This window comes from Pseudomonas sp. ASL3, assembly GCF_056680425.1.
On record NZ_CM155281.1, the window covers coordinates 2359846 to 2379569 of the forward strand.

21 protein-coding genes are annotated in these 19724 nt (G+C 57.6%); 10 read left to right on the top strand and 11 right to left on the bottom strand.

Features of this window, described 5'->3' with window-relative positions:
* Positions 1-137: 137 nt before the first annotated feature.
* Both AC1MEE_RS10890 and AC1MEE_RS10895 read left to right on the top strand, forming a co-directional pair.
* Positions 138-1514, top strand: coding sequence for a pyridoxal-phosphate dependent enzyme (locus AC1MEE_RS10890; protein ID WP_480415316.1), 1377 nt, complete (start codon positions 138-140; stop codon positions 1512-1514).
* Positions 1511-2689, top strand: a complete 1179-nt coding sequence (locus AC1MEE_RS10895) for a cystathionine gamma-synthase (protein WP_480415317.1) — start codon at positions 1511-1513, stop codon at positions 2687-2689. The genes AC1MEE_RS10890 and AC1MEE_RS10895 overlap by 4 nt, the downstream gene beginning before the upstream one ends.
* Positions 2690-2820: 131 nt before the next feature.
* On the opposite strand, the gene AC1MEE_RS10900 is transcribed toward AC1MEE_RS10895, so the two are convergent.
* Positions 2821-3270 carry a hypothetical protein gene (locus AC1MEE_RS10900; protein WP_480415319.1) on the bottom strand — a complete coding sequence of 150 codons (450 nt, stop codon included), beginning with the start codon at positions 3268-3270 and terminating at the stop codon, positions 2821-2823.
* 199 nt (positions 3271-3469) lie between these two features.
* Between AC1MEE_RS10900 and AC1MEE_RS10905 the strand changes: the two genes are divergently transcribed.
* Complete coding sequence (locus AC1MEE_RS10905; protein WP_480415321.1) at positions 3470-4090, top strand: LysE family translocator; 621 nt, start codon at positions 3470-3472, stop codon at positions 4088-4090.
* A 91-nt stretch (positions 4091-4181) separates the two neighbouring features.
* Here AC1MEE_RS10905 and AC1MEE_RS10910 read toward each other — a convergent pair whose 3' ends face one another.
* The 7 genes from AC1MEE_RS10910 to tnpA form a co-directional block, all read right to left on the bottom strand.
* The gene (locus AC1MEE_RS10910) at positions 4182-5165 is read right to left on the bottom strand and encodes a zinc-dependent alcohol dehydrogenase family protein (protein ID WP_480415322.1); all 984 of its coding nucleotides are present in this window, start codon (positions 5163-5165) and stop codon (positions 4182-4184) included.
* A 135-nt stretch (positions 5166-5300) separates the two neighbouring features.
* Positions 5301-5669 (bottom strand): c-type cytochrome, encoded by a 369-nt coding sequence (locus AC1MEE_RS10915; protein ID WP_480416205.1) that lies wholly within the window; start codon positions 5667-5669, stop codon positions 5301-5303.
* Positions 5572-5943 (bottom strand): c-type cytochrome, encoded by a 372-nt coding sequence (locus tag AC1MEE_RS10920; RefSeq protein ID WP_480415323.1) that lies wholly within the window; start codon positions 5941-5943, stop codon positions 5572-5574. The genes AC1MEE_RS10915 and AC1MEE_RS10920 overlap by 98 nt, the downstream gene beginning before the upstream one ends.
* A gap of 44 nt (positions 5944-5987) precedes the next feature.
* A complete protein-coding gene (locus AC1MEE_RS10925; RefSeq protein ID WP_480415325.1) occupies positions 5988-7289 on the bottom strand; it encodes a cytochrome C in 1302 nt (433 codons plus the stop codon).
* Between the two features lie 43 nt (positions 7290-7332).
* On the bottom strand, positions 7333-8859 hold the full coding sequence (tnpC, locus tag AC1MEE_RS10930) for an IS66 family transposase (protein WP_480411501.1): 1527 nt from the start codon (positions 8857-8859) through the stop codon (positions 7333-7335).
* A gap of 61 nt (positions 8860-8920) precedes the next feature.
* Positions 8921-9256, bottom strand: a complete 336-nt coding sequence (tnpB, locus tag AC1MEE_RS10935) for an IS66 family insertion sequence element accessory protein TnpB (protein ID WP_480411502.1) — start codon at positions 9254-9256, stop codon at positions 8921-8923.
* A complete protein-coding gene (gene tnpA / locus AC1MEE_RS10940; RefSeq protein ID WP_480411503.1) occupies positions 9253-9570 on the bottom strand; it encodes an IS66-like element accessory protein TnpA in 318 nt (105 codons plus the stop codon). Before tnpA ends, tnpB begins: the two co-directional genes overlap by 4 nt.
* A 375-nt stretch (positions 9571-9945) precedes the next feature.
* Between tnpA and AC1MEE_RS10945 the strand changes: the two genes are divergently transcribed.
* Together AC1MEE_RS10945 and AC1MEE_RS10950 are read left to right on the top strand one after the other, a co-directional pair.
* Positions 9946-10371 (top strand): potassium channel family protein, encoded by a 426-nt coding sequence (locus AC1MEE_RS10945; RefSeq protein WP_480415327.1) that lies wholly within the window; start codon positions 9946-9948, stop codon positions 10369-10371.
* A gap of 184 nt (positions 10372-10555) precedes the next feature.
* Complete coding sequence (locus AC1MEE_RS10950) at positions 10556-10741, top strand: ribbon-helix-helix protein, CopG family (protein ID WP_077185744.1); 186 nt, start codon at positions 10556-10558, stop codon at positions 10739-10741.
* 69 nt (positions 10742-10810) lie between these two features.
* On the opposite strand, the gene AC1MEE_RS10955 is transcribed toward AC1MEE_RS10950, so the two are convergent.
* Complete coding sequence (locus tag AC1MEE_RS10955) at positions 10811-12466, bottom strand: SulP family inorganic anion transporter (RefSeq protein ID WP_480415329.1); 1656 nt, start codon at positions 12464-12466, stop codon at positions 10811-10813.
* A 161-nt stretch (positions 12467-12627) separates the two neighbouring features.
* On the opposite strand from AC1MEE_RS10955, the gene AC1MEE_RS10960 reads away from it, so the two are divergent.
* Positions 12628-12858: a hypothetical protein gene (locus AC1MEE_RS10960; RefSeq protein WP_480415330.1), complete on the top strand. Its 231-nt coding sequence runs from the start codon at positions 12628-12630 to the stop codon at positions 12856-12858.
* 494 nt (positions 12859-13352) lie between these two features.
* Here the strand turns inward: AC1MEE_RS10960 and AC1MEE_RS10965 are convergent, their stop codons facing one another.
* Both AC1MEE_RS10965 and AC1MEE_RS10970 read right to left on the bottom strand, forming a co-directional pair.
* Positions 13353-13583 carry a hypothetical protein gene (locus tag AC1MEE_RS10965; protein WP_480415331.1) on the bottom strand — a complete coding sequence of 77 codons (231 nt, stop codon included), beginning with the start codon at positions 13581-13583 and terminating at the stop codon, positions 13353-13355.
* Positions 13584-14240: 657 nt separating this feature from the next.
* Positions 14241-15116: an alpha/beta fold hydrolase gene (locus tag AC1MEE_RS10970; RefSeq protein ID WP_480415332.1), complete on the bottom strand. Its 876-nt coding sequence runs from the start codon at positions 15114-15116 to the stop codon at positions 14241-14243.
* Between the two features lie 243 nt (positions 15117-15359).
* Here AC1MEE_RS10970 and dapA point away from each other — a divergent pair, with 243 nt between their 5' ends.
* The 4 genes from dapA to pdxA are packed head-to-tail and all read left to right on the top strand — an operon-like array spanning position 15360 to position 19695.
* Entirely contained in the window at positions 15360-16241 is an 882-nt protein-coding gene (dapA, locus tag AC1MEE_RS10975; RefSeq protein WP_480415334.1) for a 4-hydroxy-tetrahydrodipicolinate synthase, read from the top strand.
* A 10-nt stretch (positions 16242-16251) separates the two neighbouring features.
* Positions 16252-17421 (top strand): iron-containing alcohol dehydrogenase, encoded by a 1170-nt coding sequence (locus AC1MEE_RS10980; RefSeq protein WP_480415335.1) that lies wholly within the window; start codon positions 16252-16254, stop codon positions 17419-17421.
* A gap of 11 nt (positions 17422-17432) precedes the next feature.
* Positions 17433-18689 carry a four-carbon acid sugar kinase family protein gene (locus AC1MEE_RS10985; protein ID WP_480415336.1) on the top strand — a complete coding sequence of 419 codons (1257 nt, stop codon included), beginning with the start codon at positions 17433-17435 and terminating at the stop codon, positions 18687-18689.
* Positions 18682-19695 carry a 4-hydroxythreonine-4-phosphate dehydrogenase PdxA gene (gene pdxA / locus AC1MEE_RS10990; protein ID WP_480415337.1) on the top strand — a complete coding sequence of 338 codons (1014 nt, stop codon included), beginning with the start codon at positions 18682-18684 and terminating at the stop codon, positions 19693-19695. Before AC1MEE_RS10985 ends, pdxA begins: the two co-directional genes overlap by 8 nt.
* Positions 19696-19724 lie beyond the last annotated feature (29 nt).

The window sequence follows — 19724 nt, forward strand, 5'->3', positions numbered from 1 at the left end:
ACCGGCTGGCTGTGGACGGTTGCGGATGGCGCAATCCCGGCCTATGTTCCAAGCGAGGCATTGCCGGTGACTGGCGCGCGATGACTCGCGGCAGGTTGCTGTCCATCCAGTGAGGATTCCCGCAGCGAGGTGACCACATGCCGAACAACTCCCGCCCCGCCGTGCTCGAACTGATAGGCAATACGCCGCTGGTGCGCGTGAGCCGCTTCGATACCGGCACGTGCACGCTGTTCCTCAAGCTCGAATCGCAGAACCCCGGCGGTTCGATCAAGGATCGCATCGGCTTGGCGATGATCGACGCCGCCGAGCGCGATGGCCGCCTGCGACCCGGCGGCACCATTGTCGAGGCCACCGCCGGCAACACCGGCCTCGGGCTGGCCCTGGTCGGTCGTGCCAAGGGTTACCGGGTGGTGTTGGTGGTGCCGGACAAGATGTCCACCGAGAAGGTCCTGCACCTCAAGGCGATGGGCGCCGAGGTGCACATCACCCGCTCCGACGTCGGCAAGGGCCATCCCGACTACTACCAGGATGTTGCTGCGCGGCTGGCGCAGGAAATTCCCGACGCCTTCTTCGCCGATCAGTTCAACAACCCGGCCAACCCGCTGGCCCACGAGTGCAGCACCGCTCCGGAGATCTGGGCGCAGACTCAGCATGATCTGGATGCGATCGTCGTCGGCGTCGGTTCGGCCGGCACGCTGACCGGGCTGACCCGCTTCTTTCGCCGCGTGCAGCCGAACCTGGTCATGGTGCTGGCCGATCCGGTCGGCTCGGTGGTCGCCGAATACAGCCGCAGCGGCACCCTCGGTACACCCGGTTTCTGGGCGGTGGAGGGCATCGGCGAAGACTTCATTCCGTCTATTGCCGACCTTTCCAGCGTGCGCCAGGCCTATTCGATCAGCGACGAGGAAAGCTTCGATCATGCCCGCCAACTGCTGCGCGCCGAAGGCATTCTCGGCGGCTCTTCGACCGGCACATTGCTGGCGGCGGCACTGCGCTACTGCCGCGAGCAAACCGAGCCGAAGCGGGTGGTCAGCTTCGTCTGCGACACCGGCACCCGCTACCTGTCGAAGGTCTACAACGACCAGTGGATGACCGATCAGGGCCTGCTGCAGCGCAAGCGCTACGGCGATCTGCGCGACCTGATCGCGCGGCGCTTCGAGGATGGCCGGGTGATCAGCGTGGGCCCGGACGACACGCTGCTCACCGCCTTCCAGCGCATGCGCCTAGCTGATGTGTCGCAGCTGCCGGTGCTGGTGGACGGACAGCGGCTGGTCGGCGTGATCGACGAGTCCGATATTCTGCTTGGCGTGCACGAAGACGCTTCGCACTTCCGTATGACCGTGGCCAGCGCGATGACCGACAAGCTGGAAACCCTACCTCCCGGAGCCAGTCTGGCTGAACTGGAGGCGGTGCTCGACCGTGGGCTGGTGGCGATCATCGCCGACGCCTCGGGCTTCCACGGCCTGATTACCCGCGTCGACATGCTCAATCACTTGCGGAGATCCCTCGCATGAGTCAGCACGATGAAACTGGCGCGCCACGCGCCTTCGCCACCCGGGTGATCCATGCCGGACAGGTGCCGGACCCTACCACCGGGGCGCTGATGCCGCCGATTTACGCCAACTCCACCTACTTGCAACAGAGCCCTGGCGTGCACAAGGGCTTCGACTACGGGCGCTCGCACAATCCGACGCGCTTTGCGTTGGAGCGTTGCGTGGCGGACCTTGAGGGTGGCACCCAGGCCTTCGCCTTCGCCTCCGGGCTGGCGGCGATCTCCACCGTGCTCGAACTGCTCGACGCTGGCGCGCATATCGTCTCCGGCAATGACCTGTACGGCGGTACGTTCCGACTGTTCGACAAGGTGCGCCGACGCAGCGCCGGGCATCGCTTCAGCTTCGTCGATTTGACGGACCTGGCGGCATTCGAATCGGCGCTGCAGGACGACACGCGGATGGTCTGGGTCGAGACGCCGAGCAATCCCCTGCTGAGCCTCACCGACCTCGCCGCCGTCGCGCGCACCTGTCGCGAGCGAGGCATCATCTGTGTGGCCGACAACACCTTCGCCAGCCCGTGGATACAGCGCCCGCTGGAGCTGGGCTTCGATATCGTGCTGCACTCGACGACCAAGTATATGAACGGCCACTCCGACGTGATCGGCGGCATCGCGGTGGTCGGGCAGAACGCAGAACTGGGCGAACGCCTGGGCTTCCTGCAGAACTCGGTGGGTGCTATCGCCGGGCCGTTCGACGCTTTTCTCACCCTGCGCGGAGTGAAGACCCTGGCGCTGCGCATGGAACGCCACTGCAGCAACGCCCTGGAGCTGGCGCAATGGCTGGAGCGTCAGCCGCAGGTGGCGCGCGTCTATTATCCGGGCCTGCCGTCGCACCCGCAGCACGAACTGGCGCGGCGGCAGATGCGCGGTTTCGGCGGGATGATTTCCCTCGACCTGAACAGCGACCTGGCCGGCGCCAAGCGTTTCCTCGAGAGCGTGCGGATCTTCGCCTTGGCCGAGAGCCTGGGCGGGGTGGAAAGCCTGATCGAACACCCGGCGATCATGACCCACGCCAGCATCCCCGCAGAAACCCGCGCGCAGCTCGGCATCGGCGATGCGCTGGTGCGTTTGTCAGTGGGTGTCGAGGATGTCGAAGACCTGCGCGCCGACCTGGCCCAGGCGCTGGCGCGGATTTGAATAGATATTTGCAGGAGCGAATTTATTCGCGATAAAGGCGACACGGAGTTGTCCTTTTCGCGAATAAAAAGGCTGTTCACTTAAGCGGAGCGGCATTGCGATCCACTGTGTAGTGGTCAACTAATCCCGACTCACGCCGTGGTGCTGACCATCGAGCCCGACGTGCTGCTACTTTCGTCTCGCAACGCCTGAGTCAAGGCTGCTGTGGCCGTTGACAGTTCACCGCTGATGCTCGACACCTGGGACTGTGCCTGTGCCACGGCAGTCGCTTTAACGGCTGCGGAGTCCTTGCTTTTTTGCGCCGCGGCAACCTTCTGCATTTGCGCCTCCAACTGCTTTTGCAACTCGGCAATCTGTTTTTTCAGCTGCTTGACGGTGTTCGATTCCGTGCTGCTACTGCTACTGCTGCTTCCACCGCCGCTGGCAGCACCGGCAGCACCGGCTTTCGCGGTGGAAGTCGCCGTCGCACTGCCCGAAGCAGCCGTGGTGGTGCTGCTGGTATCGGTGCTGTCGGTACTCGACGTTTTAGCCGTGGTGGCGAAGGTTACGGAGCTGAGTGTGGAGTTACTGATACTGACCATTGCGTTCCATCCAGATAGAGAAGTGGTGAACTTATGATCGGCGCAGCCATAGCGATATTTAGACGTATCGTGTAACCACTTTGTTTTCGTTTTGGTACATGGAAGTGATACCGACAAAAAGTCGCTGAGCGCTTTATCGAGCGTCAACAATTGGGCATCATGGGTGGTTGCCCAACTCGCCCCCTCTAAGCGGTTCTGAATGAACTCGACGACCTTGCTTCTCTACACTTCAAGTTGTTTTATCGGAGCCCTGATTCCGGGGCCGACGTCCTTGCTGGCCATGGCCAACGGCTCCTCTAGAAACGGTCGGTTGGTCGCCGTCGGAATGGTAGGAGCGGCACTTTCGGATATTCTGGTCATCGCAGCCGTCGGGTTGGGGTTGGGCGCCATGCTATTGGCTTCACAACAGCTCTTCGTGGCGTTGAAATGGATCGGAATCTGTTATTTGGCATGGCTCGGCATCCAGTTGTGGCGTAGCGCGCCACAAGCCCTTGGCGAGTCCGGGATCACTACGACTTCACGCATGAGCGAGGTATTTTGGCGCAGCTTCTCGGTGGCGATGACCAACCCCAAGGTGTTGCTGTTTTTCACCGCGTTCCTGCCTCAATTCATAGACCCGAGCCAACCCACCCTCCCCCAGTACGCGGCGCTGGCTATTGTTTCGGCCTGCGTTGACGTGATGGTGATGGCGCTTTATGCAGTAGGCGGTGTGCAAGCAGCCAGGATTCTCACTCAAACCGGGATGAAGCGGCTGAACCAGTGTTGTGGTGCGACTATGTTGTCCTTGGCGGTATTCCTGGCCCTGTATCGCAATGCATGATTGCCTCTTGCCAACTACGGCAGACGATAACTCCTTGTGCGCGTCACCATGGTCCATGCCCATGGCGATGCCTGGCATTGCGAGCCGTGGCTCAGGGCACCAGAACAGCAGCCCCCTCGAACCGGCCAGCACGTAGGTCGGCCAGCGCTTGGTTGGCGTGAGTCAAAGGATAGCGATGGGTCCGGGTGACAATGCCGATTTCCGGCACGAGTCTCAGGAAGTCAAGGCCGTCGCGGCGGGTCAAATTGGCGACCGATAACAGCACCCGCTCCCCCCATAGCAGTGCATAGGGAAAACTCGTGACATTACTCATATGAATGCCTGCACAGACCACTCGCCCACCTTTGCGAACGGCTTTGAGGGCAAGGGGGACAAGCTCCCCCGCCGGGGCAAAGATGATCGCAAGGTCCAGTGGGTCCGGCGGCGCTTGATCCGAACCACCGACCCATATAGCGCCTAGTTGCCTGGCAAAGTCCTGTGTGCCGGTATCGCCCGGGCGAGTGAAGGCATATATCGACCGGCCCTGCCATTTGGCGACCTGCACCAGAATGTGTGCCGCCGCGCCGAACCCATACAAACCGACTCGCTCGCCCTTGCCGCCCATCACCAATGCTCGCCAGCCGATCAAGCCCGCACACAGCAAGGGTGCCAGCGACTCATCACTCCCCGCCTCTCCCAACGGAAATACATAGCCAGCCTCGGCGATAACCGAGGTGGCGAATCCACCGTCAAGCGTGTAACCGGTAAACAGCGGACGGTCGCATAGGTTCTCGCGGTGCCCGATGCAATAAGGACACGCGCCACAGGTATGGCCCAGCCATGGCACCCCGACACGCTCGCCCTTCGACAACGTTGTAACCCCGGCCCCAATGGCATCGACACGCCCTATAATTTCGTGACCAGGGATGATCGGCAGGTGAGGATCGGGCAACTCACCGTCTACAACATGCAGATCGGTGCGACACACACCGCAGGCTGTCACCTTGATCCGTATCTGACCATAACCGGGTTGCCGATCCGGGAGCTCCGTCCATTCCAGCGGCGCACCCAGCGTCTTCAAAACCATCGCGTACATGAGGTTACCCTCCGTTCGGCGGCATATTGCCGCAAGGCATTGCGCCACGTGTTTTTTTCAGTGTCCTGGCATCGTATGCGCCTTGGCGATCTCATCTGGCGTGCGAAACAGGCAAGCCTGGCGCCACTAATACGCTTATTTATTTGCTCCAAGTGTCGCAATGTAATTAGCGACTGCTACAGCATCAGACTCAGACAGGGAGTGAGTGACCTGCTTCATCAGGGCTCCACGGGGACGCTGGTCGGTCAGCTGAAAAACCTTGATTTGACGGATCAGATAATCGGCATGCTGCCCCGCCAGACGCGGAAACTGACCATTGCCCTGGCCATCAGGGCCGTGACAGGAATTGCACTGAATCACGCCTGACTCCGGCAAACCTTTGCGAAAGATCGATTCACCGCGCTCGTTAACTGCACCGGCGTCGGCCTTCATGGGGCTTTGGCTCGAAAAATAGTCTGCTAGTTCGCCAATCTGGGTGTCGGTCAAATGAGTAAAGCCCCACATGTTGAGTGCCCGTCTCATCGCTGCGCGCATGGCCCTTGAAGTCAGTCAGCTGCAGCTTCAGGTACTCCTTTTGCTGGCCAGCCAGCTTGGGAAACATGGGAGAGGTAGACTCTCCCGTCACCCCATGGCACATGGCACAGACCTTGGTTGCCATGGCTACACCGGACATGGTCGAATGCTTTTCGGGCTGTCCACCCTCTACACCTGCACACCCCGCGAGTGCAGCAACACAGAGGGAAAGGATGAAGCTTGATTGCTTGAAAGCACCCGTCATGTCAACTTTCTCCGGTTTTTTTCTACGTCTCGGCTCTCAACACATCAAAGCGCATACCACAGGTAAACAAAGGTTGTGTTGTTGTCGCTGGCATTACGGCCGTTTCCGTCGTAGTTGTTCGTGGCTCCCAAATAGCGGGTGAAGTAGTTGTATTGAAGCCCGAGCCGCATGTTCTGCATCAGCAACCAAAAAACCTCTGGCGCCCACATCCGCGTATCGGGTGAAGAATTTGCACTGTCCGGGTACGCCGTGGCATCCGCGCTGCCATTAACATTGGTATAGGCCAGACTCGCACCATATTTGGCCCGGTACACATAACTGCCCTTCAATTTAAACGATCTGAGCGAAGCCGGTCCGTCATAGAGCGTCTGGGTGTCATCGTTGATTTTTTCTTTGACATACCGTATCTGGGCACTAAATGCATGAGGATCAAGGAGGTACTGGTACTGGGCATCAAGGCCCACATCTTTATATTCTGTACTCCCCTGGCTATAGACAGGATTATTGGAATCGTCCAGGGGAAGAATCTTGGCATTCATCGCAAATGCGCCAAGCATCACGTTCTGGGCGCCCCACTCGTGCGTATAGGCCAGCCTCAGATAAGGACTTGAGCCGTCCATATACGTTAATGGATGGTAGGTATCCCCTTTTTTGTTACCCAGGCTCAGAAAAGACCAATCTCCCTTTGCTGTTTGATAAGAGGTCAGTTCTACATAAAACGACTTATTCAGGTAGGCATATGCACCGATGCCGGCAACCTGCTGTGCCAATGCACCTTCAATCATGGTCGAAACAGGAACGCCACCAAACGCTCCCAGTGTCGAACTGACATACGGATAACCCCAAGCAGGCGTGCTGTTCCAGACATCCTGAACCGTAGGGTTGTTATTTAGGGTGATGCCCCAGATGAAATCGTGCATGGCGTCAACGCTTTGATCCGCGTAGCGCAGATCAAAATTGTCTGAGCCCAAGTGCCCCACCCAGTTGCCAGAGGCATCCTGATGGTCATACGAACTGTAGGTATACTGGGCAAAACCACCGATGGTGTCAGTCAGTTTCCCTCCTAAAAACACGCTTCCGTAGTCCAGGATGAATTGCTTGTCTTTGGCTGAAATCGAGCCGCCCGCACCGTCGCTGTTGTTCCGCGTAGAGGTGAGGTCGCCAACCACCATGGCTGCCAAGGGATTGGTTTGTGTGCCATTGGTGTAACCCGTCAGCTTGAACAGCCGCCCATAAGGCGTCAGTTCAGGAAATTGTCCGCCTGCGTGGCAGGCAATGCAGCTCTGCCCTGTTTGACGGGCGTAGGACGGAAGGGCCTGAGCGGACTGACACACTATCAGGAGCAACAGCGCACCCAGCGTATGCGTCCGGGCATCACGCCTTGCGTAATTAGACCGGCTGCCACTTATGCGGCAGCAACTCGTCAATCTCACTCGCCCGCTGCGTCGGCAGTCGCGTGAGAACGTCCTTCAGATAGGCATACGGATCATGGCCATTCAGCCGCGCAGACTGGATCAAGCTCATGATCGCTGCCGCCCGCTTGCCGCTGCGTAACGACCCTGCGAAGAGCCAATTCTTGCGTCCAAGAGCCCATGGTCGGATCTGGTTCTCGGCCCAATTGTTGTCTATGGGTACGGCCCCGTCATCGAGGTAGCGCGACAGAGCTGCCCAGCGTTTCAGGCTGTAATCCAGTGCTCTGCTGATAGCTGAACCTTCGGGCACGAGATCGCGCTGGGCGATCATCCAGGCATGCAGTGCATCCATCACAGGCACAGCCTTTTCTTGCCGTATTCGACGGCGTAAATCCGGTTCCAGGTCGCGGACTTCACTTTCGATTTCGTAAAGCAACTGGATGTAGCGCAGGGCTTGCTCGGCGAGCATGCTCTTGTTGGTGGCATGCAGTTCGAAGAACTTGCGCCGCGCATGGGCCATGCAGCCGATCTCGGTCACACCGAGTTCGAAGCTGGCCTTGTAACCACCAAAATCATCGCAGACCAGCTTGCCCTTCCAGCCTTGCAGGAAGTTGCGAGCATGCTCACCGGCGCGGCTGGGGCTGAAGTCGTAAACGACTGCCGCTGTTTCGCAGAATTGGCTGGTGGCGTAGGCCCAGACATAAGAGCGATGGGTTTTCTTTGAGCCCGGAGCGAGCATCTGAACCGGTGTTTCATCGGCGTGGATGACCAGCTGCCCGAGCACTACGTCGCGCAGCGCATCGACCAGAGGCTGCAACTGCACGCCAGTAACGCCAACCCATTGAGCCAAGGTTGAACGCGGAATTGCCAAGCCAGCCCGACCGAAAATCGATTCCTGGCGGTAAAGAGGCAGATGGTCAGCAAACTTGGCGATCATGACATGGGCCAGCAACCCGGCGGTCGGGATGCCCTTGTCGATGACCTGCGCCGGAACGGGGGCCTGGATCAGCGTTTCGCAGTCATCGCACACCCACTTGCCACGGACATGGCGTTCAACGGTAAACACGCCGGGCGTGTAGTCCAGCTTCTCGCTGACGTCTTCACCGATGCGTTTCAGTGCGCAGCCACATGGGCAGTGAGTATTGTCGGGCTCGTGATGGATCAACGTGCGTGGAAACTCTGCCGGCAACGCAGTGCGCTTAGGTTTTTGCTTTTTTTCGGTCGCCGCTGGCACTGCTTGCAAGGCCTGAAGCTCTGCTTCAATCGCCGCGATATCGGTATCGATCAAGTCATCGAGCAAGCTGGCCTGCTGCGGATTCAACTGCTCGCTGCGCTTGGCAAACTTCAAGCGCTTGAGTTGTGCGATCTCGTGGGTCAGCTTCTCGATCACCGTTTGGTCGCGGTTGATCTTCTTGCCCATAGTGTCGACCTGCGACAGCAACTGCGCTGCCAAGGCACGCAGTTGGTCGGGAGACATTTGGTCGAGATTGGGCGAAGAAGTCATGCTGCGGATTTTGCCAGAGCGGGCAATTCACAGCGATAGACCGATAGGCTAATGGTGGCCTTTAAAGCAGTGTGATCGCGCTGCCGGAACCCACGCGTTGCCATGGCAGGCCCAGCACCAAGGCTTGAAGTTGCTCGGCATCCAACTCCATCTCAGAGCCATGGCGAATGCCTGGCCAGTGAAACTTGCCTTGGTTCAACCGGCGAGCAGCCAGCCAGATTCCGAAGCCGTCATGCACCAGCACTTTCATGCGAGTGGCGCGGCGATTGGCGAACAGATAAGCACAGTGCGGCTTCGCCGCACCAAACACCGCGATCACTCTGGCCAGCGCAGTCTCGGTACCCGCTCGCATATCCATCGGTTCGGTGGCGAGCCAGATGGCATCGATGCGGATCACAGGGCAAGCCCCCGGATGAAGCGGGCGCACCCTTCGGGATCGCAAGTTGGCCATTTCACTGTGAGCGTTTGCTGACCGAGCGGTAATTCAATGATCGCCGACGCTTCGGTCTTTCGTTTTGGTTCGACTTTCAAAGCAATGAAGGCTGGCAGCGCGACTGCCTGTTGATCACGATAAAGCGGTATCCACCGGCGAACGACATTGGCGTTGATACCGTGCCTCATCGCAATAGCCGCCACGGAAACACCGGGTTGTTCGCACTCTTGGACGACTTGGGTTTTGAAGGATTTCGGGTAGGACTTACGTTGGCGCATGGCGATCCTGGCGTTAAGGGTAATTGCGTCCGCTTAAAAATACGCGGACACAATCGCCCTTATCGGCCGGGCTCGGAAGGTGTGTTCGCCGGCCCCTTACGACCCAGCGTTGCGCCTGGTTGCCAAAGTGCCCGAAAAAAACGTGACCACGCCGCTACCGGCCCCCAGAGGAATCTGCCTGCCTTTGCATACATTTCGATTGCCCCTGAAAAGAAGCTGTCAAATGGCATAACCGCGGGCTGAGCCTAGCTAAAAGCACATGATTCACAAGTACAGCCTTAGGAACTACAGGATTGCCAAGAACACACCGGCCTTATCCTAAACTGCTTTTACCAGAACACTCCGCCAGGCATCCAAGTTGCCCGAGGTCTCAGCATGCTACCTGTCACTTTGGCAAACATCCTAGTCGTCATAGCTGCCGTGATCATCCATTACGAGTTCCTCCTGCGCCTTAACTGGCTGATGCCACGAATTAAGGTCCGGCACCGTTTGCGAATTATCTTCGGTGTATTTGGCGCACTGACTGCCCACGCAATCGAAGTCTGGTGCTTTGCGCTTGCCTATTTTTTGATGATTCGAACCGGGGACTGGGGAGCGCTGGAAGGACGTTTCGACGGCAGTCTGATGGACTGTGTGTATTTCTCGTTTACGACCTTTACCACCATCGGCTTCGGTGATATCGAGCCTGTAGGCAACCTTAAGTACCTGACAGGGCTGGAGGCTTTGACGGGTCTGGTACTGATCTCCTGGACGGCCTCGTTTCTCTTCATTGAGATGCAGAAATATTGGAGAGCCAGTTGATGGGGACCTTGTAGCCTTACGCTGGCTGCTTCCATCGACGCCTACCCGTTTCTGGCAGGAACGTCATCACCACTCGTTGACCACAGTCAATCGAGCTAACCGTAACGAACCTAAACGGTGACAAATAAAGCCCCGACCATTACAATTTGATTATCATCGATCGATTTAGGGTACCGGTAATTCCATGGAAAATAAGACTGCACGACTGACTGTGCTCATTGATCCCGTCAAGAAAAAAGCCCTTGAGGAGCTCTGCGCATCTCAAGACCTGACCCCTTCACAGGTCGTCCGTCAGCTTATTCGAGACTACCTGGAGACACATGGCGTGTCCTATTCGACCAAAAGCAGAATTGCGGCCAATGGTAAGTGATTCAATCGCGAATGGGCTGGCAAGACGGAAGCCAGCTCATCGCACTCTCTACAAAGCTCCAAATCAGCTCTAGCCTGGCGACCTGTCGGGTTCGACATAACTGCCCAGTGCAGCATTGAAATCAGCATGGTAATGCTCTGAACCGAGTGCTTGGAGTATCCCTGCTTTGTCGAGCTTGCCGAGGACTTTCTCGTTGGCTTCACACAGTTTTACGACAATGCTGCGCTTACGTAATTGCTCAATGACTTCGAGCAGTGTTTGTAAGCCCGTTATATCCATGAACGGTACTCGCTTCAGACGAATAATTAATGTCCCTGGATCCGTGTGTGTTTGAGCCAGAACGCGCTCAAAGGTTTCTGCGGCGCCAAAGAAGAGCGGCCCCTCAATGGTATAAACTAAAACGCCAGGCGGAAGATGAACACGGCCATTGATCCGTAACTCAGCCTCAAGCTCTTTATCGACCATTTGCTGCACCTCGACAGAAGACGCCATCCGACGCATGAATTGCAGCATGGCGAGAATGACACCAATGTTCACAGCGATCGCTAAATCGCTGAATACTGTCAGGCTGAAGGTTATTAGAAGTATCGCAACGTCAGCTTTTGGGGCTCGCTTGACCATGCGTTTGAAGTGCTTCAACTCACTCATGTTGTAAGCTACCACAAATAAGATTGCCGCCAACGCACACAGTGGAATATCCGAGGCCAAAGGCGCCAAGAAAGAAATCAATACAATCAATGTTAGAGCATGTGCACAACCCGCAATTGGGCTGGTCCCACCATTACGGATATTGGTAGCTGTCCGAGCGATCGCCCCTGTCGCAGCAAAGCCGCCAAACAAGGGCGTGACCAGGTTAGCGATACCTTGGCCGATCAACTCCTGATTGGAGTCATGTTTGGTCCCCGCCATACCGTCGGCGACAACAGCAGACAGTAATGACTCGATGGCCCCCAGCATCGCGATCGCGAACGCCGGGCCAATCAACTCAATCACCCGCGGTATTGTTATTTCAGGAAGGCTTATTGCAGGCAATCCTTGAGGTATACCACCAAAAGCACTTCCAATCGTTGCAACGCCCGCGAACTGAAAATAAGACTGTGTTGCCGTCACAACGACCATTGCTATCAAGGGCCCCGGCACACGTCTTATGCCAGGTATTTTGGGAGCCGTGATCACCAGCACCAGACTCAAAAGCGCTAACAGTGTTGTGGGCACATGAAGACTGGGGAGTGTCTGAAGCAGGTGCCAGAGTCGCTCATGGAAATATTCACCGCTGATTTTCGGCAAGCCGAAAAAGTCTTTCCATTGCCCCACCCAAATGATCACACCAATGCCGGCAGTGAATCCGGCAATCACCGGGTCGGGAATGAACTTGATGATGGCCCCAAGCTTGGTGATACCGAGCAATAACAAGATCGCCCCTGCCATCATCGTTGCTATCTGCAAACCGCCAACACCGTATTTAGCGGTCACGCCAGCCAAAATGACGATGAATGCCCCTGTCGGGCCAGCTATCTGAAGACGACTCCCCCCGAAGAGAGAAACCAAGAGACCACCGATAATGGCGGTATAGATCCCTTGCTCAGGCTTGACGCCTGACGCGATCGCGAACGCCATGGCCAAGGGCAGCGCCACCACACCCACGATGACCCCAGAGACCAGATTCCGAAGCCAGTGCTCGCGCCCTAACAGGCCCGCTTTCCAGGCTTCTTGTATCGCAATCATGACTAGCCTCTCTCTAGTGTCATGTGCATAATATTCACATGTAGTGATAATAGCAAAGCAATAGAACTACCCTTGCAGGGCACCAGCGACGCTGAAAATCCGGTGCTGAGAGGTCAAAATCATGCTCATGGACAAAAATGAGCCCACGCTCGGAGACTCGCATGAAGCGCGAAGACGTCAAAACCAAACACGGTGAAGGTATTCACTTCGACACCCATGTGATAGCTAACCCGGCCAACACGAACGAGTGGATTATTCTTTTCAAAAAGGAGGCGGGAAGAAGTTACTTTCTGGTCAATGACAACGAGGAAATTGAGTCATTTGGGCACTTGGATGACCTGATCCATGAGCTTCGGGACATTGGCATCAAGTCTGCTGAAATTCACTTTTGATTGTTCCTCTCTTGGCGTTTGATCAGGTCAGTAAAGTTCGAGCATCTGTCTAGTAAGTGAAATACCTGACGTCTCTTCCGTATCGCCAGCTCAACCAGAGCTGGCGATTTTTTATACAGCAACAGCGGGACCTCGACCCACTCCCAGCTTTCATAGCGCAAAAATTTTCGTCAACACAGACGCAAACTCAGACCCCACCAGCGGCCAACTGTATGTGACATTTGTTATTTAAATAAAAGAATTTAATGACCTCAGGTTGAGGGCGCTAAAACTCATTATTTCCAACGGTCGCGGTCGTAAGCTGTTGGTAATACCCGAGGGTATACATGCGGCGCTTCAATGCGTTCTTTGAGCTTAGCCGCATAGTTTCTGGCACCGTGTTCATTGCGAAACTGAATTCGCTTGGTACCCACACACACGGACCATAGTTCTTCACTCTGACTAGACAGATGCTCGATCTTGACTGGCATAATGACACTCTAAGGAAAAAGAATTCAAAAGTGAATTTCAGCAACCTTGATGCCGATCTCTCGAAGCTCATGAATCAAATCATCAAGATACCGGAATGGCTCGATTTCTTCATTGTCATTGACCAGAAAGAAGCTTCTTCCAGCATTCTTTTTGAAGAAGACAATCCACTCTTGGGTGTTAGCCGGGTTGGCAATCAAATGGGTGTCAAACTGAATGCCTTCATCGTGTTTGGTTTTTACGTCCTCACGTTTCATGCCGGTCTCCGAGCGCTCACGTATTTCTGTTCTCATGCATGATTTTGCTTCCCGGCAACGGATCAGCAGGCATCGCTGATGCCTGAGGCAAGGGCGAGTCGATTGCCTTTTTATTATCACTGCATGTTAATATTATGCACATATAATCCCTCAGAGGCTAGTCATGGCTGGAATCCATGAAGCACAGGAAGCAGGCCGGCCCGAGCGAATGTGTTGTCTGTACAGGTACCGAAATGGCTAGTTTGAATTTTAAGGACGCAAGTCATCATGCGGAAAACAGGTACTGAGATGCCCGTATCGCTCAGCCTCTCAGCCTTGGAACCAGGTCAGCGGCTGACGGTGGGCCTTGAGCAATGCGTTGTAGTCCAGCAACGAGAAACGAAGATCTACCAGGTTGTGTTCGACTGTAAGTCACCTAAGACATCAAGAATTTTTTGGGCTGAGGATGAATGGATTTTTATCGGGCGGCACAAGCAAAACGCTGAGACAGACCCTTCGCTTGCTCCATTTGTATCAACGCTAAAGACAGGGAAATAAATATCCCCTGCATCGTTCTGAAAGCAGAAACAGAAATCAACCTAGTGGCGTGGGCCAGAAACAACACCGCCAGGGTCATTCTGCGTGGTGGGCTCAGTCAGGTCTGTCTGGTGCTGTGGCTCAGCGCAGGAATGTCAGGACTTCGCTGAGCAACAGTTCGGGGACTTCTTCGGCAATGTAGTGGCCGGCCGGCAGGGGCTTGCCGCGTACATCAGTCGCCACTTGCTGCCATTCCTTAAGGGGGTCGAAGCAGCGGCCGACGGTGCCTTCGGCGCCCCACATCACCAGCAGCGGCAGCCTGAGGTGATTGCCGGCCGCGATGTCGGCGCGGTCGTGTTCAAGATCGATGCCGGCGGCGGCGCGGTAATCCTCACAAATGGCCTGGGCGACGCCCGGCAGTTTCAGGCAGCGCAGGTATTCAGCGAAGGCTTCGTCGGTGAACGGCGTGAGGCCGGTACTTCGGCTGCCCATGACGCTGCGCAGGTAGAGTTCCGGGTTGGCTTCGATCAGGCTTTCCGGCAATGGTGCCGGGCGGATCAGGAAGAACCAGTGCCAGTAGGCGCGGGCGAAAGTTTCGTCGGTCTGGGCGTACATCGACAGAGTGGGAGCGATGTCCAGCAGTACCATGCGCTGCACGGCCTGGGGATGGTCCAGGGCCATACGATGGGCTACGCGGGCGCCACGGTCGTGGGCCAGCACTGAGAACTCATTGAAACCAAGGCCTTGCATCAGCTCGAGGCCGTCGCGAGCCATTTCTCGCTTTGAATAGTTGGTGTGATCGTCATTGGCCGGCGGTTTGCCGCTGTCGCCATAACCCCGCAGATCGGCAGCGACCACGGTGAAGTGTTCAGCCAATTGTTCGGCGACCTTGTGCCAGATGACATGGGTCTGCGGGTGGCCGTGCAGCAGGAGCAGGCCCGGACCCGCGCCTCCGAGGCGGTAGCTGATGTCCACGCCGTTGACTCGGCGCTGGTCTTTATGGAATCCGGCGAACATTGAGCGACTCCTCATGATTGTCGCGTACATCCTGAAACCCTTGGCCGCTGGGGGCAAGGCGTAAACCGTGGTGGCCTTGTTCATGAAATGTGTTGGAGCGCACAATCGTGATCAGTTCCCTCATTCAAGCCTTTAAAATGATCAAATCAAACAATTGATGTGATTTTTTCAATCATTACACTTGCGAAGCATGCGTGAATCGATCACTCTCATTCCAATTACAACAAAACGAGAGAAATTTTCATGAAATTTCACGGCATCGTTCCAGCTTTAGTCACCCCCTTCACTGCCGACCAGCGCCTGGATGAAAAAGCCTTGCGCGGCCTTGTCGAAAACCTGATCGAAGCCGGTGTTCATGGCCTGTTTGTCCTGGGAACCAATGGTGAATTCTTTGCCTTGTCCGACGAAGAAAAACTCGAAGTCACACGCATCACGATCGACGCCTCAGCAGGCCGTTTGCCGGTCATGGTCGGTACCGGGGCATTCAGTACCTGCGAAGTGATCGAAATGAACAAGCGCGTCGAAGGCATGGGTGCCAACGCGTTGTCCGTCATCACCCCGTACTTCAATGCCGTCAGCCAAACGGAACTGATCAAGCACTACGAGGCCATCGGCGACGCCACCTCGTTACCGGTGATGATGTACAACATTCCGGCCAAGACTGGCATGTCCATCGGCATGGGCGCCGTCGCCACATTGTCCCAGCATCCACAGATCAAAGGCATCAAGGACAGCGCCGGCAACTTCGACAACCTGGTGCAGATGATCAAATACCGCAGTGACGATTTCGCGGTGTTCGCCGGTACGGACTCCTTGATCTACTGGAACTTGCTCGCCGGCGGCGATGGTGCAGTGGCCGCCACCGCCAACGCCGTGCCGCATGTGGTCATGTCCATTTGGAACAACTTTCAGGCCGGTAACCATGAAGCCGCCAAAGCCGCTCAGGAACTGCTGCGTCCGCTGCGGGATGCCTTCGCGCTGGGCACCATGCCCTCGGTGCTGAAAAAAGCCACCGAGCTGTTGAACGTGCCGGTTGGCGCCTGCCGCGCCCCGGTCGCACCCCTCGACGCGGCGACCTTGCAGAAACTCGAAGGCCTGCTTGCCGTTTACCGTCACAACGCCTGAGGGAGCTGACATGTCCGCGATCTATCACTTCCAAACCGTCAAGAACATCATCCACGGCCCTGGCAGCCTGGAGCAGTTGGGCGACAAACTGTATCTACTTGATACCCCGCTCAAGCAAGTGGTTCTGGTCACCCAGCACGCCATGCACCGCCTCGGTGTCACCGCGAAGATCAAAGCGCAGTTCGCGGCGCGCGGCATCGCCGTGCATATGATTGATAACGTCGAGATCGAGCCGACGCTGGAAAATATCGAGCGGGTCTTTCGCGAGGAGGTAGCCCCTCATGCACCGGACGCGTTGATCGCCGTGGGTGGCGGCAGCGTTCTCGACGCGGCCAAACTGTTCGCGGTGATGCTGACCAACGACACCCCGCTCAAGGACCTGCTCGGGATCGATAAGGTTGGCAACCCAGGCAAGCCGATGGTGCTGATTCCGACCACCTCGGGCACCGGCTCCGAAGTCACGCCCAATGCCATCGTCACCCTGCCCGATGAAGAGTTGAAGATCGGTGTCGTCAGCCGTCACTTGTTGCCGACCCTGGTCATCCTCGACCCCTTGCTGACCCTGAGCCTGCCCACGGCGATCACGGCCGCTACCGGCATGGATGCCTTCACCCATTCGTTGGAATCGTTCATTTCCACCAAAGCCAATCCGCTAAGTGACACCTTTGCCCTGGAATCCATGCGACTGATCGCCGGCAGCATCGTTGAGGCCTATCAACAGCCCGACTCGGTGCGTGCCCGTGGCGATATGCTGCTGGGTTCGATGTATGGCGGCCTGGCACTGACCGGTGCCGGCACCGCTGCGGTCCATGCCCTCGCCTATCCGCTGGGCGGCAAGTTCCATGTCACCCATGGCGTCGCCAATGCGATGCTGCTGCCGCATGTCATGGCCTTCAACATGGACAGCTGCGCCGACCGCCTCAAGCGCGCCGCCTGTGTCTGTGGCGTGGCCCTGGAGAGCGATAGCGACGAGCGTGCCGCCAGCAAACTGATCGAGCAGATCAGCGAATGGACCTCGACCCTGAACATCCCGCAAAACCTGCGCGAATTTGGCGTAGCAGAAGAGCATCTGGCGGAAGTGGCAGTGGCTGCGTCCAAGGTGACTCGCTTGATGGCCAACAATCCCAAAGCCCTCAGCCTCGACGATATCCAGCAGCTTTATCGTCGTCTGCTGCCGTGAGTAACAAGCCCATGCCGCGCCTCCTGATCATTGCCGACGACCTCTCCGGGGCGGCTGACTGTGCCGCCGGTTTCGCCAGCCGGATGCTCACCCAGGTGGTTCTCAACCAAGTAGTGCTGGATGCCAACGCTGAGGTGATCGCCCTCGACCTTGACTCTCGGCGCCTCGATACCCGAGCGGCCGCGGCGGCCAATCGGAACGTGCTGGCGATTGCGCAGCTGGGCAACCTGCCGCTGTACAAAAAGATCGACTCCACCCTGCGTGGCAACGTGGCGAGCGAAGTCGCCGCGTTGCAAGCCATTCGCGGCATGGCCTTGGTTGCTCCGGCGTTTCCGGCCATGGGCAGGACGACAGTGGGCGGGGTTCAACAGGTCGACGGCATTTCGGTCGATCAAACGGACGTCTGGCGCAATGAGCATCTCAGCGGCACGGCCAACCTGGTAGAGCTGTTGATGGCGCAAGGTCTGCGTTGTGCGTCGCTGTCTCTCAATGAAGTCCGGGACACTGCCCGATTGCACGCAGATCTGATCATGCATCTGGACAACGGTGTACAAGCATTGGTCTGTGATGCGCAAACCGATACCGACCTGGCGAATATCGCCCAGGCGTCGGCTGCTCTGCATGAGCGACTGTTCTGGGTCGGCTCCGCCGGTCTGGCCCAGCATCTGCCGCAGGTATTGGGATTTCCTGCGGTCTTACCTCAGGTGAATGCCCCAATCAACGGACCGGTGTTGACCGTGGTCGGCAGTATGTCCCGACACTCCCAGACCCAGGCCGACTACCTGGCTGAGCACAGCGATCAGCAGCGCTTCAGCCTTGCCCCCGCCACCTTGTGCGCCGGACCTGCGGCCGCCGAATGGCAATCCGTCGCCGTCGCGATCGATAGCGCCCTGCAGCAAGGTCGGCATGTGCTGGTCAGTCTGCAACAGGACCAGCGCGATCCCGGTCAAGCAGCGCAGTTGAGCGCGGCACTGGCCCAATTGCTACAGCCGGCCCTGCACCGGGCGGGCGCGCTGATTGCCACCGGCGGCGAAACCGCCCGCGCCATTCTCGGCGCCGCGGGCATTCAACGCCTGGTCCTCAAGGGCGACTTGGCGCCCGGCGCTGTGCTCTCCCGCGCCTCCTGGCTTGGGCGTGATTTGACTGTCGTGACCAAAGCCGGGGGCTTCGGCCAGTCGAGCACCCTTTTCGATGCCTGGCGGCAACTTCTCGGCAGCCTGCCGGATACCGCCACGCACAACCTAACAAAGGAAAACCACTATGTCTGAGCGTCCCGTCATCGGCATCACCATGGGCGATGCCACCGGCATCGGTCCGGAAATTATCATGAAATGCCTGGCGCATGCCTCGTTATACGACATCTGCCGCCCGCTGGTGATCGGCGATGCCGGGCGACTGGCAGATGCCAACCGCATCGTTGGCGGCAACCTGAAAGTGAACAGCATTGAGCGCCCTGGCCAGGCGCGCTTTCAACCCGGCATCGTCGATTGCATCGATCTGGGCCTGATCCCCGCCGATCTGCCCTACGGCAAGCTTTCTCCCATCGCCGGGGATGCCGCGTTCCGCTACATCGAGCGCACCGTACAACTGACCGAAGCCGGTGAGCTGGACGCCATTTGCACCGCGCCGTTGAACAAAGAGGCGTTGCATGCGGGCGGCCATATTTTCCCCGGCCATACCGAGCTGCTGGCGCATCTGACCGGCATCGAAGAGGTCTCGATGATGCTGATGACGCCCACGCTGCGGGTGATTCACGTCACCACCCATATGGGCATCATCGATGCTATCGCCAAGATCGAACCAGGCCTGGTGAAACGCACGATTGAACGTGCCCACGAAACCCTCGCACGGGCCGGAATCGACAATCCACTCATCGCGGTATGCGGCATCAACCCGCATGCCGGGGAGAACGGCTTGTTCGGTTACGGCGAGGAAGCCACCAAAATCCAGCCGGCCATCGACGAGCTACGTGCACGCGGCTGGCGCGTGGAAGGACCGCTGCCGGCCGACACCCTGTTCTTCCGCGCCGGGCGTGGCGATTTCGATGCGGTGGTCGCGATGTATCACGATCAAGGCCACGGCCCGGTAAAGGTCATGGGCCTCGAAGCCGGGGTGAATGTAACGGTCGGCCTGCCAGTGATCCGCACCTCCGTTGACCACGGCACCGCCTTCGATATAGCCGGTAAAGGCATCGCCGACGAACGCAGCCTGACCGAAGCGATGCGCCAGGCCGTGGAACTGGCGACCCGTAAGCGCATCAGCACCGCAGCCTGAGTGCGCGCAAACGCCTGAGTCAGCAGAAC

Bases quoted from the DNA above. Each gene is read 5' to 3' on its own strand.
- AC1MEE_RS10890 (WP_480415316.1), top strand. From the start codon at position 138: ATGCCGAACAACTCCCGCCCCGCCGTGCTCGAACTGATAGGCAATACG.
- AC1MEE_RS10895 (WP_480415317.1), top strand. From the start codon at position 1,511: ATGAGTCAGCACGATGAAACTGGCGCGCCACGCGCCTTCGCCACCCGG.
- AC1MEE_RS10900 (WP_480415319.1), bottom strand. From the start codon at position 3,270: ATGGTCAGTATCAGTAACTCCACACTCAGCTCCGTAACCTTCGCCACC.
- AC1MEE_RS10905 (WP_480415321.1), top strand. From the start codon at position 3,470: ATGAACTCGACGACCTTGCTTCTCTACACTTCAAGTTGTTTTATCGGA.
- AC1MEE_RS10910 (WP_480415322.1), bottom strand. From the start codon at position 5,165: ATGTACGCGATGGTTTTGAAGACGCTGGGTGCGCCGCTGGAATGGACG.
- AC1MEE_RS10915 (WP_480416205.1), bottom strand. From the start codon at position 5,669: ATGTGGGGCTTTACTCATTTGACCGACACCCAGATTGGCGAACTAGCA.
- AC1MEE_RS10920 (WP_480415323.1), bottom strand. From the start codon at position 5,943: ATGACGGGTGCTTTCAAGCAATCAAGCTTCATCCTTTCCCTCTGTGTT.
- tnpC (WP_480411501.1), bottom strand. From the start codon at position 8,859: ATGACTTCTTCGCCCAATCTCGACCAAATGTCTCCCGACCAACTGCGT.
- tnpA (WP_480411503.1), bottom strand. From the start codon at position 9,570: ATGCGCCAACGTAAGTCCTACCCGAAATCCTTCAAAACCCAAGTCGTC.
- AC1MEE_RS10945 (WP_480415327.1), top strand. From the start codon at position 9,946: ATGCTACCTGTCACTTTGGCAAACATCCTAGTCGTCATAGCTGCCGTG.
- AC1MEE_RS10950 (WP_077185744.1), top strand. From the start codon at position 10,556: ATGGAAAATAAGACTGCACGACTGACTGTGCTCATTGATCCCGTCAAG.
- AC1MEE_RS10955 (WP_480415329.1), bottom strand. From the start codon at position 12,466: ATGATTGCGATACAAGAAGCCTGGAAAGCGGGCCTGTTAGGGCGCGAG.
- AC1MEE_RS10960 (WP_480415330.1), top strand. From the start codon at position 12,628: ATGAAGCGCGAAGACGTCAAAACCAAACACGGTGAAGGTATTCACTTC.
- AC1MEE_RS10965 (WP_480415331.1), bottom strand. From the start codon at position 13,583: ATGAAACGTGAGGACGTAAAAACCAAACACGATGAAGGCATTCAGTTT.
- AC1MEE_RS10970 (WP_480415332.1), bottom strand. From the start codon at position 15,116: ATGTTCGCCGGATTCCATAAAGACCAGCGCCGAGTCAACGGCGTGGAC.
- dapA (WP_480415334.1), top strand. From the start codon at position 15,360: ATGAAATTTCACGGCATCGTTCCAGCTTTAGTCACCCCCTTCACTGCC.
- AC1MEE_RS10980 (WP_480415335.1), top strand. From the start codon at position 16,252: ATGTCCGCGATCTATCACTTCCAAACCGTCAAGAACATCATCCACGGC.
- AC1MEE_RS10985 (WP_480415336.1), top strand. From the start codon at position 17,433: ATGCCGCGCCTCCTGATCATTGCCGACGACCTCTCCGGGGCGGCTGAC.
- pdxA (WP_480415337.1), top strand. From the start codon at position 18,682: ATGTCTGAGCGTCCCGTCATCGGCATCACCATGGGCGATGCCACCGGC.